Genomic DNA, 15,470 nt, shown 5'->3' on the forward strand with positions numbered 1-15,470 from the left:
CGGCCGCGGGGGCACCGGCGCCGGTTCGCGGCCGTATCTCCCACGGCCCAGACCGGCGCCTCCCCGGCCATCGCCCGAAACGACGGCGCCCTCCGGCCTGCTTGGGGGCCGGAGGGCGCTGGTTGCGCGCATGATGGAATGCGCTCAGCCCGATAGTGTCGCCGGCGGGCGATCAGCCCTTGAGCAGCGAGAGCACGTTCTGCTGGCTCTGGTTGGCCTGGGCCAGCATCGCGGTGGAGGCCTGGCTCAGGATCTGCGCCTTGGCCAGCGCCGCGGTCTCGGTCGAGTAATCGGCGTCCTCGATGCGGCTGCGCGCATCGGTGAGGTTCGAGACGTTGGTGGTCAGGTTGTTGATCGCGGATTCGAGACGGCTCTGCGCCGCGCCCAGCGTCGCGCGCGATTCGGCGATCGTCTTGAGCGCGTCGTCGAGCGTCTCGAGCGCGTCGGAAGCGTCCTCGGCGTCGGAGATGTCGATGTCGATCGCGTCTTCCAGATCGACCTCGGCGAGCGACAGCGTCACCGTCTCGTCCGCGGTCGAGCCGACCTGGATCGTCACGTCGCCCGAATCGCCGGCCGATCCGTCGAACAGGCCCACGCCGTTGAACTTGGTGTTCGCCAGGATGTCCGAGATCTGCGAGGTCAGCTCGGTCACCTCGGCCTGCAGGTTCGAACGATCGTCGTCCGAATAGCTGCCCGAGGCTGACTGGACCGCCAGCTCGCGGATGCGCTGGAGCATGTTGGTCACCTCGCTCAGCCCGCCTTCCGCGGTCTGCGCCATCGAGATGCCGTCGTTGGCGTTGCGGATCGCCTGGTTCATGCCGGTGATCGCGGCCGACATCGACGAAGCGATGGCGAGACCGGCGGCATCGTCCTTGGCGCTGTTGATGCGCTTGCCGGTCGACAGGCGCTCCATCGCCGTGCCCAGCATCTTGTTGGCGGAATTCATCGCATTTCCGGCGCGCAACGCGGCGCCATTGGTATTGATCGTGGTCATCACAGAGTCTCCCTAACCGTCCGGGACTCGGGGGCTCCCGTCTCCCCCACCCCGGGAGCCAGCCACCGCGTCAAATTAAACTGTTCGGCCGGTCCGGTTTAGGCGCACATGGTAAACACTCTGCTAACCACAGCCGGTTTTTCCTCAGTAATCATACCTAGAAACCAGTTTGGCCGGTTTCCCCTGCCCTTCGGGCGCAGCGCGGCATTGACGCGGCGGGCGGGGCGTGTCTTGCATTGCAGCATGTTTTTCCGCCGCAAGCCTTCCCCGCCGCCTGCCGAACCGGTGTTGCCGGAGGGGATGCGCGTCTATGCGATCGGCGACGTCCATGGCGAGCTGGCGCTGCTGCGCGACCTGCTGGCGCATATCGAGGCGGACAACGCCGCCCGCCCGGCCGCGGATACGCGCGTCGTGATGCTGGGCGACCTGGTGGATCGCGGCCCCGATTCCGCCGGCGTCGTCGAGCTACTGCTCAACCAGCGCCCCGGCTTCGCCACCTTCCACTTCCTGGCGGGCAACCATGAGGATGCCATGCTGACCAGCCTGGCCCATGACGCCGACCCGCGCGAAAGCGGCTGGCTGCGTTTCGGCGGGCACGAGGCGCTGGCCAGCTATGGCGTGCCCGAGGACGTGTTCGAGCTGCACGGCGCCCAGCTATCCTATGAGCTGCGGCGCTATGTGCCGGAGGAACATCTGCGCTTCATCGAAGGCTTCGAGGAGATGCTGGTGCTGGGCGGCTATCTGTTCGTCCATGCCGGCATCCGGCCGGGGCGCAGCCTGGAACGCCAGTCGCGCGGCGACCTGCTGTGGATCCGCGAGGGATTCCTGGAGCATGAGGGCAGCCACGGCCTGATGGTGGTGCACGGCCACACCGTGCGCCGCGAGCCCGATTTCGCGGGCAACCGGATCGGCATCGATACCGGCGCCTATGCCACCGGCGTCCTCACCGCGCTGGCGCTGGAAGGACGCGAACAGCGCGTGATCCAGGCCGCGATGGCGCGATAGTCACGTAAGCGGCGCCTCCGGACCGGCAAAGCGCCCACGGCGGGATCGAATCGCTGCTTGGCGCGCCCGGCGTTATCGCTGAAGCGCCGGGACCACGCCGGATATCGCACCCGCTTCGGAAGGATTGTGGCCGGGGCGGCGAAGGCCGCCGGCAATGGGTGGCTATGGCGTCCGCTCGCCGCGCGCTTCCCCGACACGCCACACGCCATCGTCATCGCGGACCATGGGCTTACGGCAGTATCGGCATACCGAGACGAAATCGATGCCGTTGTGATGGACGTGCCGCTTCGAACGCGAATGGCGTCCGACCCTGCACATCAAAGCTCCCCAAAAGCTCATCGCGACCCCTCGCCTGCTCCCGCAGACGCCCAAAACGGGCGCCCTTGCAGTGGCCCAACCCCCACCAGGCCTCACCCAATGCACCGGACCGGCTGTTTTTCAGCCTCCTGGCATCCGACGCTTCGATTCGCCGTCATTAGATGCCGCCCAGAAACATTTCGCAAGCGCAGCATTTGCAATCGCAACATAATTAAGCGTTTCTAGTCCCCGGGCGCGTGGGCGCGATGCCGGGCGGAGCGGAGATCTCTGGGCGGAGCCGCGATCCCGGCAGCCGAGATATCCCGGCGATGGCACCGCCGAAACGCGGCGATCGGGCGCGGCCCCGCCCGCTATCCCGCCGGTTCGCGAAGATGCCGCTACCACGCCAACCGTCACAGCCTTGTCGGTGCCCAGCCCGCTTCGTCGCCACGAGCATGCCCCGGGAGGCCGTCACGGCATGGCGACGCATATCGCCCGACAAGCCCGAGGCGGTCCTCCCGCCTGTCGCGCGCAAACAAAAAGGGCGGTGGGGGAAACCCACCGCCCTTGATATTTGGCCGTCTCTGAAATCCGATCAGTTCGGGCTGGTCGGAGTGGGCGTCGGCGTCGGAGTGGGCGTCGGCGTCGGAGTGGGCGTCGGCGTCGGAGTGGGCGTCGGCGTCGGCGTCGGCGCGGGCACCGGGTTATCCAGCAGTTCCTGGAAGCCGAAACCGGCCGCGAGCGCCGCCAGCAGAGCGGCGATCCACTCAGCGTAGGTCAGGTTGTTCGCGTCATCGATCTGCGCGCCGACACGGCCGCTGAGGCTGCTGCCGGTCAGCGCAACCGACTTGGCGCCGGCAAGCTTGACCGAGAAGGGACGGATCGGCGCGGCCGCAACCGCGATCGTGGAGGACGCCAGCAACGCGGCGGCACCGATTCCACATGCTACTTTCTTGAAACTCACGGCCAATCTCCCTTTGTCCGTCCCAAGCCCGGGAAGGGCTTTATGCTGCATTGCCACAATTCGAGTACGAATTCAACTCGAACAATCAAATTTCTCAGTCCGGGGTGCGTCGGGAGTGGCTTTTCGAACGTCCGCCGAAGCGGCATCGATAAGGATCGGCATCAAACGCGAGGCAATGCCAGACCCCTTTTATCCCTAGATCCGCGACCCACCCTATACTCTGCCGCTATCCTGCGGCAATTACGTGTTGCGATGCCACAATGACACCGCCAATTCAAGCACCGTTACGGACCTGTGCCGATAGTCCATGCCCGGCGGGTCCAGGTCCAAACCGGCCAAGCCGTGACGCAAGAGAAACAAACCCCGCATCACCTATCCGCTCTGGGGTTAACAACGTGTCAACCACGTCGCGCACACAACCATTTGCGGAAACCGGCATTGCTGGCGCAGGAGCCGGCGCGGCGAATTCGAACACCAGATCCGGAACGAGCCGTTATTGCCCAAGTGTTTCGGAAATTTGTCCGCGGCGTCAAAATAACCCCGCCCCGCGACACCCCAAAATTGGACAAGCTGCCCGCCGAACGACCCGGAAACCCTGCGGAGGATCAACGAATTAAGCGCCCGCATTCCGCCGTGCATCGCAACAAAAATGTCTCCCCCCAACGCCGTGATTCGGCTGATTGCGAGTGATAACGCAGCCGGGCCTATCCGGTTCCCTGGCCGCCGCATCCACATGATCGAATCACGCGAAGCGTTAGAGGGGACCGGCGCAGATGCGGCGCGATCCGCTGAACCCCTGCTCCGAATTCCGGTCGTCAATGAGGCCCTTGCGCTGTACCCTTGTCGCCGCGCGCGCGAAGATTTGCGCGACGGGCAGATCGTCCCATTCTGGTGCAGTATCGACGGCCATAGAGGCGCCTGAAACGATACGGTGCGGTGTGGCGGGGCACGGTTCCGAATCGCCGCTTGGCTAATCCCGGCCGGATCGCCGGCGAGCGAGCCCGCGGCTTCCGCCGCAGCGTTACCGCGCGCCGGAAGCGCGGTGTCGCGAACCCCGCATCCACGCCCGGGAATCGCGTCCACACGCCCCCCGGCCCCGGCGGCAACGCCGAGAAGGCGGCCATGCCCGGCAAAGCGGAGCGGGCCTGTCGCTTGCTGAGCCCGCGCTTTTCCTCCATATTGGTTACGCTTGCGGCCCGTTCCGACGCCGCAGCCGCCATATTGCGCTGCACAAAACACTCTTGGCTGATCTGCCGGGTCCGGGTAAACGAGAGCCGCACACTGCTGTGGGGTTAGCGGTGAGAGAATGAGAGTCGAGATATTGACCAAGCGCGATCTGGAGGTCGCCGAACTTTCCCGCCGGCCGGGGCGCATATCCTCGCGGTCGCGCAGCCGGCTTCGCCTGTACGGCGGCCTGGCCATCGCCGAAGCGCTGGCGATTCTCTACGGCTTCTTCCTCGCCGGTCAGCTCTATCCCCCCGGCATCCAGCCCGACCAATGGCTGCTCAGCGCCAGCACGATCATGCCGCTGTACGCCATCGTGGCGCTGAACACGCGGGCCTATTCGGCGAAGGTACTTCGCGATTTCTGGTCAGGGGTGGCACGCGCGCTACGGGCGCTGCTGATCGCCGGCGGGCTGTTCCTGCTGATCGCCTTTTGCCTGAAAGCGACGGACAGTTTCTCGCGCGTCACGCTCATGCTCGGCTTCGGGGTGAGCGCACTGCTGATCGCGACTGCCCGCGCGCTTTGCCTGCGCATTACCGAACGGGTGCTCGGCGAGATATCGTACAGCGTCGCGCTGATCATCGATCAGGATGCCGAAATCCCGCGGGGCGATCACGCCACCGTCCTGCACATCGGTGCCGACTTCGATCTCGACAGCGACAGCCCGGCGATGTTCGACTGGCTGGCCCGCGCCCTCGAAGCGGCAGACCGGGTAGTCGTCGCCTGCCCCGCCGCCCGCCGCCAGGACTGGGTGCGCATCCTGAAGGGCGCCAATGTGCGGAGCGAGATCTACGCACCCGAACTGGAGGCGCTCGCACCGCTGGCGATGGGCAATTGGCGCCGCCTTCCCACGGTCATCGTCGCCGACGGCCCTCTGAACAAGCTCGACCAGTTGGTGAAGCGCTGCTTCGATTTCGTGGTCGCCGCAGGCGCGCTGGTGGTCTTCGCGCCGCTGATGCTGGTCGTGGCGATCGCGATCAAGCTCGAGAGCCCCGGACCGGTCTTCTTCGTCCAGACCCGCATCGGTCAGGGCAACCGCATGTTCCGCATGCTGAAGTTCCGCAGTATGCGCGCGGAAAGAAGCGATGGTCACGGCCACGCCTCCACCGGACGCGACGATGACCGGATCACCCGCTGTGGCGCGATCATACGCAAGACCAGCATCGACGAGCTGCCCCAGCTCATCAACGTGCTGCTCGGCGACATGAGCATCGTCGGGCCGCGTCCCCACGCGCTGGGATCGCGCGCCGGCAGCCGGCTGTTCTGGGAGATCGACAACCGCTATTGGCATCGCCATGCCGCCAAGCCGGGGCTGACGGGGCTGGCCCAGGTGCGCGGCTACCGCGGCACCACCGAGCAGGAAAGCGACCTGACCGACCGGCTGCAGGCGGACCTGGAATATCTCAACGACTGGTCGATCTGGAAGGACGTCAAGATCCTGTTTATGACGTTCAGGGTTCTGGTCCACCGGAACGCATATTGAGGTGGCATTTCCTTTCAGGACCGGCTCTCGCCCGGACGATTTCGCCATGATTGAAACACGCCTCGCCGCGCACCGGCGCCGGCCAGCGTCCGGCCGGAATCTCGGCGGGCCCTCCGGTCCGTACCGGGCAGGCCGTACAACAATTGGGAGGTACGTGGTTCAACCGAACCTTTTGGACATGCCGGACCCTTTCGACCGGATCGATCGCAAGACCCGCTCCGCACACAGGCACGCCGCGCCGCGCGTGGCGGCTGCGTCCTTCCGCGTTGCGGATCGGCGGGCCGGATGAACCGGCAGGTGGCACCCTGGCTCCGCAATCCCGGCGCCCTCGCGGGCGGCCTGCTGCTCCTGCTGGCGGCGTTGCTGGGCGGCACCTCCGGCGAGGTGCCGGGACGGGTGATGGTGCTCGAACTGCTCGCGATCGTCACGCTGATCCTCAACTTCCTGTTCTGGCGCGGCCCGCATGTGCCGCGCCATGTGAAGATCGCGGTGGGCGTGCTGCTCGCGGTCCCGCTGCTTCAGCTCGTGCCTTTGCCTTTCGATATCTGGTCGCAGTTGCCGGGCCGGGAACAGGCGGCCGCGCAATCGGCCTTCATCGGTGAGCTGGGCTGGCGACCGCTCACGCTCGATCCGGGCGCGACGATCAAGACCTGGCTGTCCCTGCTCCTGCCCGTCGCGATGTTCTGGGCGACGCTGGGCGCCAGCGAGGCGCAGCGCAAGCTGTTCGCCTGGATTCTGATCGGCGTCGCGATATTCAGCGTCGCGCTGGGCATCGCCCAGGTCGCGATCGGCAGCCCCTGGCTGGTGCCGTTCCCGACGTCGCACCTCACGCGCTTCATCGGGCTGTTCGCGAACCGCAACCATCAGGCCTCGCTCCTCTACATTTCGGTGGCGCTGGCGATCGGCCTGCTGGCGGCGCGGTCGAATGTGTCGCCGGTGCGGCTGATGCTGCTGGGCGCCATCATCGTGCTCACCGCAGGACTGGCGGCGACGCAATCGCGTGCGGGCATGACGCTGCTGGTGATGATCATGGCGCTTTCGGCGCTGATGTTCCTGCCGATCCTGGGCAAGCGGGTCGCGGTGACCGGCGCGGTAGTGGGTCTGCTCGGCGTGGTCCTGCTCGTCAGCGGCAGCGGCGTCGTGCGATCGGGCATCTCCCGTTTCGCGGAAGCCGCGTCGGACGGCAGGTTCGGCTTCTGGCCGGACGTGTTCTACGCCTCGCTTGCCTATTTCCCCGCAGGCTCGGGCCTCGGCACCTTCGTGCTATCCTATCAGTCGATGGAATCGTTGCAGATGGTCGGCGACCATTTCATCAATCATGCGCACAACGACTATCTGGAGCTGTTGCTGGAGGGCGGCGTAGTCGCGCTGCTGTGCCTGGCGGGTTTCCTGGCGCTGCTGGGCGCGCGGGCGATCGCGACCCTGCGGCGCAGGCCCGTCGAATATGGCGACACGGCGGCACGCGCTGCTTTGGTGGCACTGATGGCGCTGCTCCTTCACTCGTTCGTGGACTATCCGATTCGCACCTATGCACTGCTCACGGTGTTCGGGATGCTCTGCGGGCTGCTTTACCGGCCGGGGGACGAGCGCGGCGCGGCGGCGGGCCGTGCGCCCCAGGGCGACGGCGGCCAGCCGGCCGGCATCGTGAAGCTGCGGCCCCGGGACCGGGGATGAGCCATTCCCGGAGGATGATAGCGCGGGCGGAACGGCCCGGGCCGGCAGGAAAGCGACCATGATGAAAGCCACGACAGGCCCGTGGAGGGCGCAATTCGATTGATTTCCCGGTGATCGCAGTGCAGCATCAAACCGATTTGGGGCTGCTCACCGGTCAGCATAAACGACACGTGCCGTAGCGTTCCCGCATCGCCGCAAGGCCGCCAACACGAAGTGTGAGACCAGAATTGAATCGCTCACCTCTACCGAACCGTCCCCAGCGTGATTCCTCGCAGGAGGCCTCGGAGCTCGAGGAGCTCTACGTCCCCGACGAAGGCTATGCAGTCCAGGACGTGGCGGATCCCGGCGCGGCAGCCGGCGGCTTCTCGATTCTCGACCTCATCGCGCTGGTGCGCCGAAACCTGCTGATCATCGTCAGCACGTTGACGGTGGCCGCGGCGGCCGGCGTGGGCGTAACGCTGCTGACCACGCCGATCTATACATCGCGCACCAGCATCCAGATCGAGCAGCAGGTCGCGCCGATCCTGCCGGGCAACGACGCGCAGCTCGCTCCGGGCAGCGAGGCTTCGCGCTACCTTCCCGCCCAGATCACGATCCTCGAAAGCCGCGCGCTGGCTAAACGGGTGTCCGACGCGCTCGGCCTTGCCAACAACAACGACTTCATCAAGGCGATGGGCCGCGACGAGATCGTGGGTAACGACGCGGCCGTGAAGGCGCGGCGCGAAGAGGTGGTGCTGAGCCTGCTCCAGCGCAATCTGACGGTCGACCTGCCGGCCGGATCGATGGTCGCGACGCTGACGTTCGCCAGCCCCAATCCGCGCGTCGCCGCGAATGTCGCCAACGCCTATGCGGCCAGCTACATCCGGTCGAGCCTGGAGCGCCGCTACAACTCCTCCGCCTATGCCCGCGAATTCCTCCAGCGCCAGATCAGCGAGATGCGGGTGCGGCTTGAGGATTCCGAGCGCCAGCTTCTGGCCTATTCGCGCGAGAAGGGGCTGATCGACACCGCCAACGCGGGCGGCGAGAACGCCGGCGCCGTTACCCTGCCCATCGCCAACCTCCAGAGCCTCAACCAGGCCTATGCGGAGCTCAACGCGAAGCGGGTGGAAGCCGAGCAGCGCTGGAGAATCGCCAGCGCCACCCCGCTCATGTCGCTGGCCGAGGTGGTTTCCAACCCGATGATCCAGAATCTCCTTCAGCGCCGTTCGACGCAGATGGGGGAGCTTTCCCAGCTTGAAGGCCGCTACAGCGCGGGCCATCCTGCCGTGGAGGAGGCACGGCGGCAGCTCAAGGTCGTAGAGAGCGATCTCCAGACCCAGGCCGCGGCGATCCGCAACAACATTCGCGACAATTACCTCACGCTGCAGCAGCAGGAGACCGCGCTGCAGGGCCGGGTGACCGCCCTTCGCGAAAGCGCGCTGGAGGAGCAAGGCCGCCTCGTCCAGTACAACATCCTCAAGCGCGAGGTGAACACCAACCGCGAGCTTTATGACGCGCTGCTGCAGCGCTACAAGGAGCTGGCGGCGGTGGCCGGCAACGCTGCGAACAACGTATCGGTGATCGATCAGGCACGCCCCGCCGGCTCGCCCAGCTCTCCCAAGCTGCTCGTCAACCTGTTGCTGGCGCTGATCGTCGGCGTCGGCGTGGCCGCAGTTCTGGTGTTCCTGCGCGAACAGCTCGACGACGCGATCCGGGTGCCGGACGACGTCGAGCTCAAGCTGCGCGCGCGCCTGCTGGGCACGATCCCGGCGGCGCCGAAGGACAGCTCGACCTGGGACGAGCTCAAGCAGACGCGATCGGAGATTTCCGAAGCCTTCCAGACGCTACGCACGACGCTGGAATTCTCCACCTCTACCGGCGCACCGCGCTCGATTTTCGTCACCAGCACGGAGCCCGGCGAGGGCAAGTCGACCACCGTTTCGGCGATCGCCCGCAGCTTCGGCAGGCTGGGGCGCCGCGTGCTGGTGATCGACGGCGATCTGCGCAAGCCGTCGATCCACTATCTGCTCGGGCTGAGCGCCAAGGCCGGCTTCGTGAACCTGCTCACCAATCAGGCCACGATCGCGCAGGTCCGCCAGGTGACCGAATATGAGGGCGTCGACGCGATCGCGTGCGGCCCGCTTCCGCCGGATCCCAGCGACCTGCTGTCGGGCGAAATCCTTGCCTCGATCCTCAATGAGGCGCGGTCGCAATACGATCTGGTCGTGATCGACGGCCCGCCGCTCCCCGGCCTCGCCGATGCGATGCTGCTGGCCCGCCAGGCCGACAACGTCATTTTCGTGGTCGAGGCGGGCCGTGGGCATGGTGGCAACGCCAAGAGCGCCGTGCGCCGCCTCAGCTCGATCATCGGATCGCGCCTGCTCGGCGTCGTGCTGACCAAGTTCAATGCTAAGGCGGCCGGCTATGGCTACGGTTATGGCTACGGCTACGGCTACGGCTATGGCTATGGCTATGGCCACGGGTACAAGCTCGAAGACGCGGGCAAGAACGGCTAGTGGCCGGCGCCCCCGGCAGCAGCGACGGGCCGGCCAGGGTGCTGCTGCCACGGCGCGCGGTTCGCGTTGGCTTGGGCATCGTCGTCGCCCTGGCGCTCGCGGTCATCGTCGTGCGGGTCAATTGGGCCGGCATCGCATTGCGCAACAACCAGGCGGAATCAGCTTTCTCGATCTGGCCCGGATCCGCCGCCGCAGCCGCCCAGAGCGCCGAGAACGCGCTTCAGAAGAACGATCTCCTGCGCGCCAAGGCCCTGGCAGTGCGAGCGATCGAGCTTTCGGGGCAACAATCGCAGGCGCTGCGGGTTCTGGCGCAGGTCGCGGAGCGCAATGGCCAGGCCGATGTGGCCGCCACCGCGATCATCCTAGCCGCGCGGCTGGGCTGGCGCGACGGCTTCGCGCAGGAGCGCGTGCTGAACCGTGCGCTGGAGACGAAGGATCTGGGCACCGCCGCGCTGGCAGCCGACGCGCTTTTGCGCACCGGCTTTCATTCGGACGTGGCCGAGCAGGCGCTGCACCGGCTGATCGCTACCGAAGACGGCCGCGCCGCCTTTGTCCGCCGCCTTGTCGACCGTCCGGCCTGGGCACCGCGCTTCTTCCGGGCGTTCCGGCCGGCCGATACGCAGGATGCGACGAATCTGGGTGCCCTGATCGTCGGTTCCGCCAAGGCCGGGGTGCGGCCGCCACGGGACGCGGTGGCTCCGATGTTCGGCTATCTTTTGTCCAACGGCAAACTCGTGGAAACAGTCCAGATCTGGCGCGGAGCAGCCGGCAACGTCCCGGGCGATCCACGCGAAGGGATCGTTGACGGCGGTTTCGACGGCCTCTCTTCGGCGGACCTCGCCGGCTGGGGTCCGTTCGGCTGGAGCGTCGGCGAAAACCAGTGGGTGGCGATATCGACGCCCTGGCGCAACGATCTGAGCAATGATCCGGTTCTGCAGATCGCGGCGACGGGCGATCGCGAGGTCGTGGCCGCGCGCCAGACGCTGCTCCTGCCCCCCGGGCGCCACGCGCTGCGTTATGAGGTTTCGCTGACCGAAGGATCACGGGCGGGGTTCAATTGGCGGCTGAACTGCGGAAACGACAGCGGCACCGTGATCATGAAGGCCCCGGTCCGCAGCACATCGGCTCCCGGCTGGACGACCGAGACGATCGTTTTCGATGTTCCCGCAAGCGGCTGTACCGCCCAGAGCCTGACGCTGCGCACCGCGCGGACCCGCTCCAGCGCAACCATCCAACTCGACAATGTGCAGATCGCCGGGCGCGCGCCGGTTGTTCCGGACATCGGCGCGATCCAATAGCCGTCTGCGTTCCGCCGGGTCCGCGGCGCCCGTTGAATCTTTGCCGCGAGGCAGTTAGTGCGAAGGCTCTGCTGCAATGCAATATAACTGCGTGAATCGGGGGAGCCGCTTTGGTAGATATAAGCGTGGTGTTGCCGGCAGCGAACGGCGGGGGTGCCGAGCGCGCGATGATCGGAGTCGCTGGTTGCCTGGCGCGTAGCGGGATTTCGGTCGAGATCGCGCTGGTGCGCAAGACCGGCCCCTTCCTCGACGATATCGATCCCGCGATCCGCATCGTCGATCTGGGCGCCGGCAAGCTGCGCAAGGCGCTGTTTCCGCTCAACCGCTATGTCCGCGCGGCGAAGCCCCGGCTGATCGTCTCGCCGATCGTGGGCACCGATGCGCTGGTGCTGCTCGGCAAGGCGCTGTTCCGCTGGGACAGCAAGGTCCATATCTCCGTCCAGAACTCGCCCAGCGCCAGCGCTGGCGTGTCGCAGGACGCGATCGCCCGCCACTGGCCCACGCTGATCCGGACGCTCTATCGCTTCGCCGCCTCGATCAACGGCATCTCCGAAGGCGTGGCGCAGGACGTGGAGCGGATCATGAAGCGGCCTGCGGGTTCGGTTCCGGTGATCAACAACCCCGTCGATATCGCGAGCGTACAGGAGAAGGCGGCGTCCGAGCCCGAATATGCCTGGCTCCGCGACAAGAAGGCACCGGTCCTCCTCGCCGTCGGCCGGCTGGTCCGCCAGAAGGACGTGCCCACGCTGCTCAAGGCCTTCGCGCTGCTGCGCAAGGAGCGCGACGCGCGGCTGATCATCCTGGGCGAAGGGCCGGATCGCCCCGCGCTGGAGGCGCTCGCCGCCACGCTGGGGATCAGCGACGACCTGCTGATGCCCGGATTTTCGAGCAACCCCTTCTCCGCCATGGCCGCCAGCGACGTGTTCGTCCTTTCCTCGCGCTGGGAAGGCTTCGCCAATGTGGTGGCGGAGGCGCTCGCCTGCGGGACTAAGGTGGTCAGCACCGATTGCCCGAGCGGCCCGGCGGAGATCCTGGAGAACGGGCGGCACGGCACGCTGGTGCCGATCGGCGACGAAGCTGCGCTTGCCCGCGCGATGGGCGAGGCGATCGATTCGAAGATCGATCCCGCCCAGCTCCGCGAACGGGCGGCCGATTTCTCGCTCGATCGCATCGCCGAATCCTATCGCCAGCTCTTCCAGGCGCGCGGCCTGATCTGACATGACCGGAACCCGCGCCCGCAAGGTCCTGTTCGTCATCCACCAGATCGGCAGCGGCGCCGACGGCGGCATCCGCAGCATCGCGGAGATCGTCCGCGCGACGCCCGCGATCGACCGGCTGGTGGTCACCAACCGCGAAAGCTCGGTGACCGAAATGCTGCGCGCGGCCGCCCCGGTCGAGATGTGGGAGATGACCGAACGGGCGTATCGCGACGGATCGCCCTCCCCGCTCTATCGCCTGCGCCAGGCCCTGTCCCGGCTGCGCAACAACTGGCGGACCTTCCGCGCGGTGAAGCGCCACGGCATCACCATCGTCCATGCGAACGAACAGCGCGCGTTCTGGAACTCGGTATATGGCGCGCGGCTGGCGGGCGTTCCCGTGATCTACAACGTCCGCGATACCAGCAACCAGCAGCACGCCGGCCCGCGCTGGCACCGCGCGCTGCGGCTGTGCGACCGTTTCCTGGTGCTCTCGCGCGAGATGGAGGAGGCCTGGCGCGCCGACCTGCACCCGACCTCGGAAGAGCCGGGACAGCGCGACAAGTTCGCCCATCTCTATTCGATCGTCGATCCAGAGCGCTATTTCCCGGTGCCGGAGCCGGAGCGGCAGGCGATCCGCGCATCGCTGGGCATCGATCCGGATCGGCCGGCGGTGGTCTATGTCGGCCGTTTCGACGACAAGAAGGCGCAGCTCGATTTCATCGCCCAGGCCTTGCCCGCGCTGCGCGATCGCGCGCCGCGGGCGATCACCTATTTCGTCGGCGATTTCGAGCCCGGCAGCGATCCCTATGCCGCAGCCTGCCTGGCCGAGGTGGAGAAGCACGGCCTGCAGGATTCGGTGCGTTTCGCCGGATATTCGGATCGCGTCGCCGACTGGTATCGCGCGGCGGACATCGTCGCTCTGGCATCGCGCCGCGAGGGGTTGCCGCGCTGCATGATCGAGACGCTGGCGTGCGGCAGCGGTTTCGTCAGCTTCGCGGTCTGCTCGGTCCGCGAGATCGTGGAGGGGCATGATTGCGGCGTCGCCGTGCCGCTGGGCGACTATGCCGCTTTGGCCGACGCGATCGCCGCCCTGCTCGCCGACGAGGCGCGGCTCGCCCGCTATCGGGCGGCGGGACCGCTGCTTACCGCGCGCTTGTTCGCACCGGACACCAATGCTACCGCCTATGGGGATTTGCTCGACCGGCTAGCGGCGGAGGCGGCAAGGTGACATCGGCCATCGACCGCGAAGCGACTGAATTTCAGCCTAATTTCCGGATACGCATCCGCCGCGGCATCGCCGGAAAGCTCAGCGGATCCGACATATTCCTGCCGATTTCGCCCGCGGTCAGAATCCTGATCGTCGCATATCTGCTGATCTACCGCGTGGTACTGCCCTTCGCCGCCGCGATGTTCAATCCCGACGCCCAGCCGCTGCTCGGCCTGCGGGTGACAGCCGAGCTCGTCTACGCGCTGCTGCTCGCCTACCCGTTCCTGTTCGCCAAGCGCGAATATGGCTGGCTGCATCCGCTGGTCCTGCCGCTGGTGCTGAACCTGGGCAAGAGCCTGACGAAGAACCCCTTCTCGCTGTTCTTCCCGTTTGACAGCCCGGTGGTGGACCTGTCGGTCGCCAGCATCAGCCGCGCGGTCACCATGCAGCTTCCCCTGATCGACCTTGCGTGGCTCAATCTCCAATATACGCTGCTGCTGTGCCTGGCGCAGGCCGCCTATCTGGCGGCGTTCCTGTTCGGGCCGAAGATCACCGTGCCGCTGCTAACCCTCTACCGGCCAAAGCGGGTGCGAATGGTGTCGATCGCTTTTGCGGGCACGCTTTTTCTGATCGTCGTTGGTTTCATTCTCAGCCAGGGCGGCGTGAACACGCTGCTGGTGGCAATGCGCGGCGGGCGATCGGAACTGTTCGAAGGCTCCGGCCAGTATCTGTTCGCCGCCGCCGCGATGATCTCGATCGTCGCGGTCTGGTTCATGTATGAGGACCAGCCATGGAAGAACCCGTTTCTACTAGCCGCCATTGCGCTGTCGGTGGTCCTTGGCATCATCACCACGGGATCGCGCAGCGGCGCGATTCTAGCGGTGCTGTCGATCATTCTTCTGTGGTGGAAACGAAGGGGCCAGGTCCTCATTCTGCCGACGATGGGGGCCGCACTGCTCGGGTTGCTGATCCTGGGCGGGTTCGGCGCGATCCGTCAGGACTATTCGTCGGACACCGTCAACACCGAAGCATTCAACCCCCTGAACTATGGCGCGACGCTCTCTAGGGCGCTGGAGGATATCAAGAACCGGGGCCAGGAGGATTCCACTCTCGCCGCGCTCGCCGGTGCCAACAAGGACGGCCTGCTCTGGGGTACCACCTATGTCTACGCCGTCTCCTTCTGGGTGCCGCGCGCGATATGGCCGGACAAGCCCCGCTCCGCCGACTCCTACAATTACATCTATAACTACAGGGGCTTTTCACGAAACATCACCTTCGATGACGTGTCCTTCTATGGCTTCCCGGTCAATGCGGTCACCGAGGCCTTCTGGAATTTCTCCTATCTTGGCGTGATTCTGGTGTTTGGGCTTCTCGGCATGCTGCACCAGCATCTTGCAAGGGCCGCAAGCGTCTATCGCGGCGTTCCGTTCTTCTGGGTCGTATACATAATCATGCTGTCCGAGTTCGACGGCTCGACGAAGGACTTCGTCGACTTGGCGCGTACCATTCTGCTGTTGCTGATATTCGCTTTCTGCCTGGGCGTCGTCCGCATTGGAACGCGGCAACGGCCCGTGCTTCGAACCAGCTAGCGGCCGCGCCGGGCACCGCGTGATCGGCCTCGTCGGTCCTG

11 protein-coding genes are annotated in these 15,470 nt (G+C 66.2%); 8 read left to right on the plus strand and 3 right to left on the minus strand.

The window, feature by feature from the left end; all coding sequences use genetic code 11:
• Positions 1–172: 172 nt before the first annotated feature.
• Positions 173–994, minus strand: a complete 822-nt coding sequence (locus OM513_RS13705; protein WP_319951618.1) for a flagellin N-terminal helical domain-containing protein — start codon at positions 992–994, stop codon at positions 173–175.
• Positions 995–1,237: 243 nt separating this feature from the next.
• Between OM513_RS13705 and OM513_RS13710 the strand changes: the two genes are divergently transcribed.
• Positions 1,238–1,999, plus strand: coding sequence for a metallophosphoesterase family protein (locus tag OM513_RS13710; RefSeq protein WP_264945011.1), 762 nt, complete (start codon positions 1,238–1,240; stop codon positions 1,997–1,999).
• A gap of 892 nt (positions 2,000–2,891) precedes the next feature.
• On the opposite strand, the gene OM513_RS13715 is transcribed toward OM513_RS13710, so the two are convergent.
• Positions 2,892–3,260, minus strand: coding sequence for a hypothetical protein (locus tag OM513_RS13715; RefSeq protein WP_264945012.1), 369 nt, complete (start codon positions 3,258–3,260; stop codon positions 2,892–2,894).
• Between the two features lie 754 nt (positions 3,261–4,014).
• Positions 4,015–4,170 (minus strand): hypothetical protein, encoded by a 156-nt coding sequence (locus OM513_RS13720; protein ID WP_264945013.1) that lies wholly within the window; start codon positions 4,168–4,170, stop codon positions 4,015–4,017.
• Between the two features lie 411 nt (positions 4,171–4,581).
• On the opposite strand from OM513_RS13720, the gene OM513_RS13725 reads away from it, so the two are divergent.
• From OM513_RS13725 to OM513_RS13755, 7 genes are all read left to right on the plus strand, one after another.
• Positions 4,582–5,967 carry an exopolysaccharide biosynthesis polyprenyl glycosylphosphotransferase gene (locus tag OM513_RS13725; RefSeq protein WP_264945014.1) on the plus strand — a complete coding sequence of 462 codons (1,386 nt, stop codon included), beginning with the start codon at positions 4,582–4,584 and terminating at the stop codon, positions 5,965–5,967.
• A gap of 297 nt (positions 5,968–6,264) precedes the next feature.
• Positions 6,265–7,641: an O-antigen ligase family protein gene (locus OM513_RS13730; RefSeq protein WP_264945016.1), complete on the plus strand. Its 1,377-nt coding sequence runs from the start codon at positions 6,265–6,267 to the stop codon at positions 7,639–7,641.
• A gap of 227 nt (positions 7,642–7,868) precedes the next feature.
• The gene (locus OM513_RS13735; RefSeq protein WP_264945017.1) at positions 7,869–10,136 is read left to right on the plus strand and encodes a GumC family protein; all 2,268 of its coding nucleotides are present in this window, start codon (positions 7,869–7,871) and stop codon (positions 10,134–10,136) included.
• Positions 10,137–10,207: 71 nt separating this feature from the next.
• The gene (locus tag OM513_RS13740; RefSeq protein ID WP_264945018.1) at positions 10,208–11,434 is read left to right on the plus strand and encodes a hypothetical protein; all 1,227 of its coding nucleotides are present in this window, start codon (positions 10,208–10,210) and stop codon (positions 11,432–11,434) included.
• A 128-nt stretch (positions 11,435–11,562) separates the two neighbouring features.
• Positions 11,563–12,651 carry a glycosyltransferase gene (locus OM513_RS13745; RefSeq protein ID WP_406701374.1) on the plus strand — a complete coding sequence of 363 codons (1,089 nt, stop codon included), beginning with the start codon at positions 11,563–11,565 and terminating at the stop codon, positions 12,649–12,651.
• A gap of 1 nt (position 12,652) precedes the next feature.
• Positions 12,653–13,861: a glycosyltransferase family 4 protein gene (locus OM513_RS13750; protein WP_264945020.1), complete on the plus strand. Its 1,209-nt coding sequence runs from the start codon at positions 12,653–12,655 to the stop codon at positions 13,859–13,861.
• Positions 13,858–15,429: an oligosaccharide repeat unit polymerase gene (locus tag OM513_RS13755; protein WP_264945022.1), complete on the plus strand. Its 1,572-nt coding sequence runs from the start codon at positions 13,858–13,860 to the stop codon at positions 15,427–15,429. Before OM513_RS13750 ends, OM513_RS13755 begins: the two co-directional genes overlap by 4 nt.
• Positions 15,430–15,470 lie beyond the last annotated feature (41 nt).

This window comes from Sphingomonas canadensis (assembly GCF_026013525.1).
In the GTDB taxonomy this organism is placed as follows: domain Bacteria; phylum Pseudomonadota; class Alphaproteobacteria; order Sphingomonadales; family Sphingomonadaceae; genus Sphingomonas; species Sphingomonas canadensis.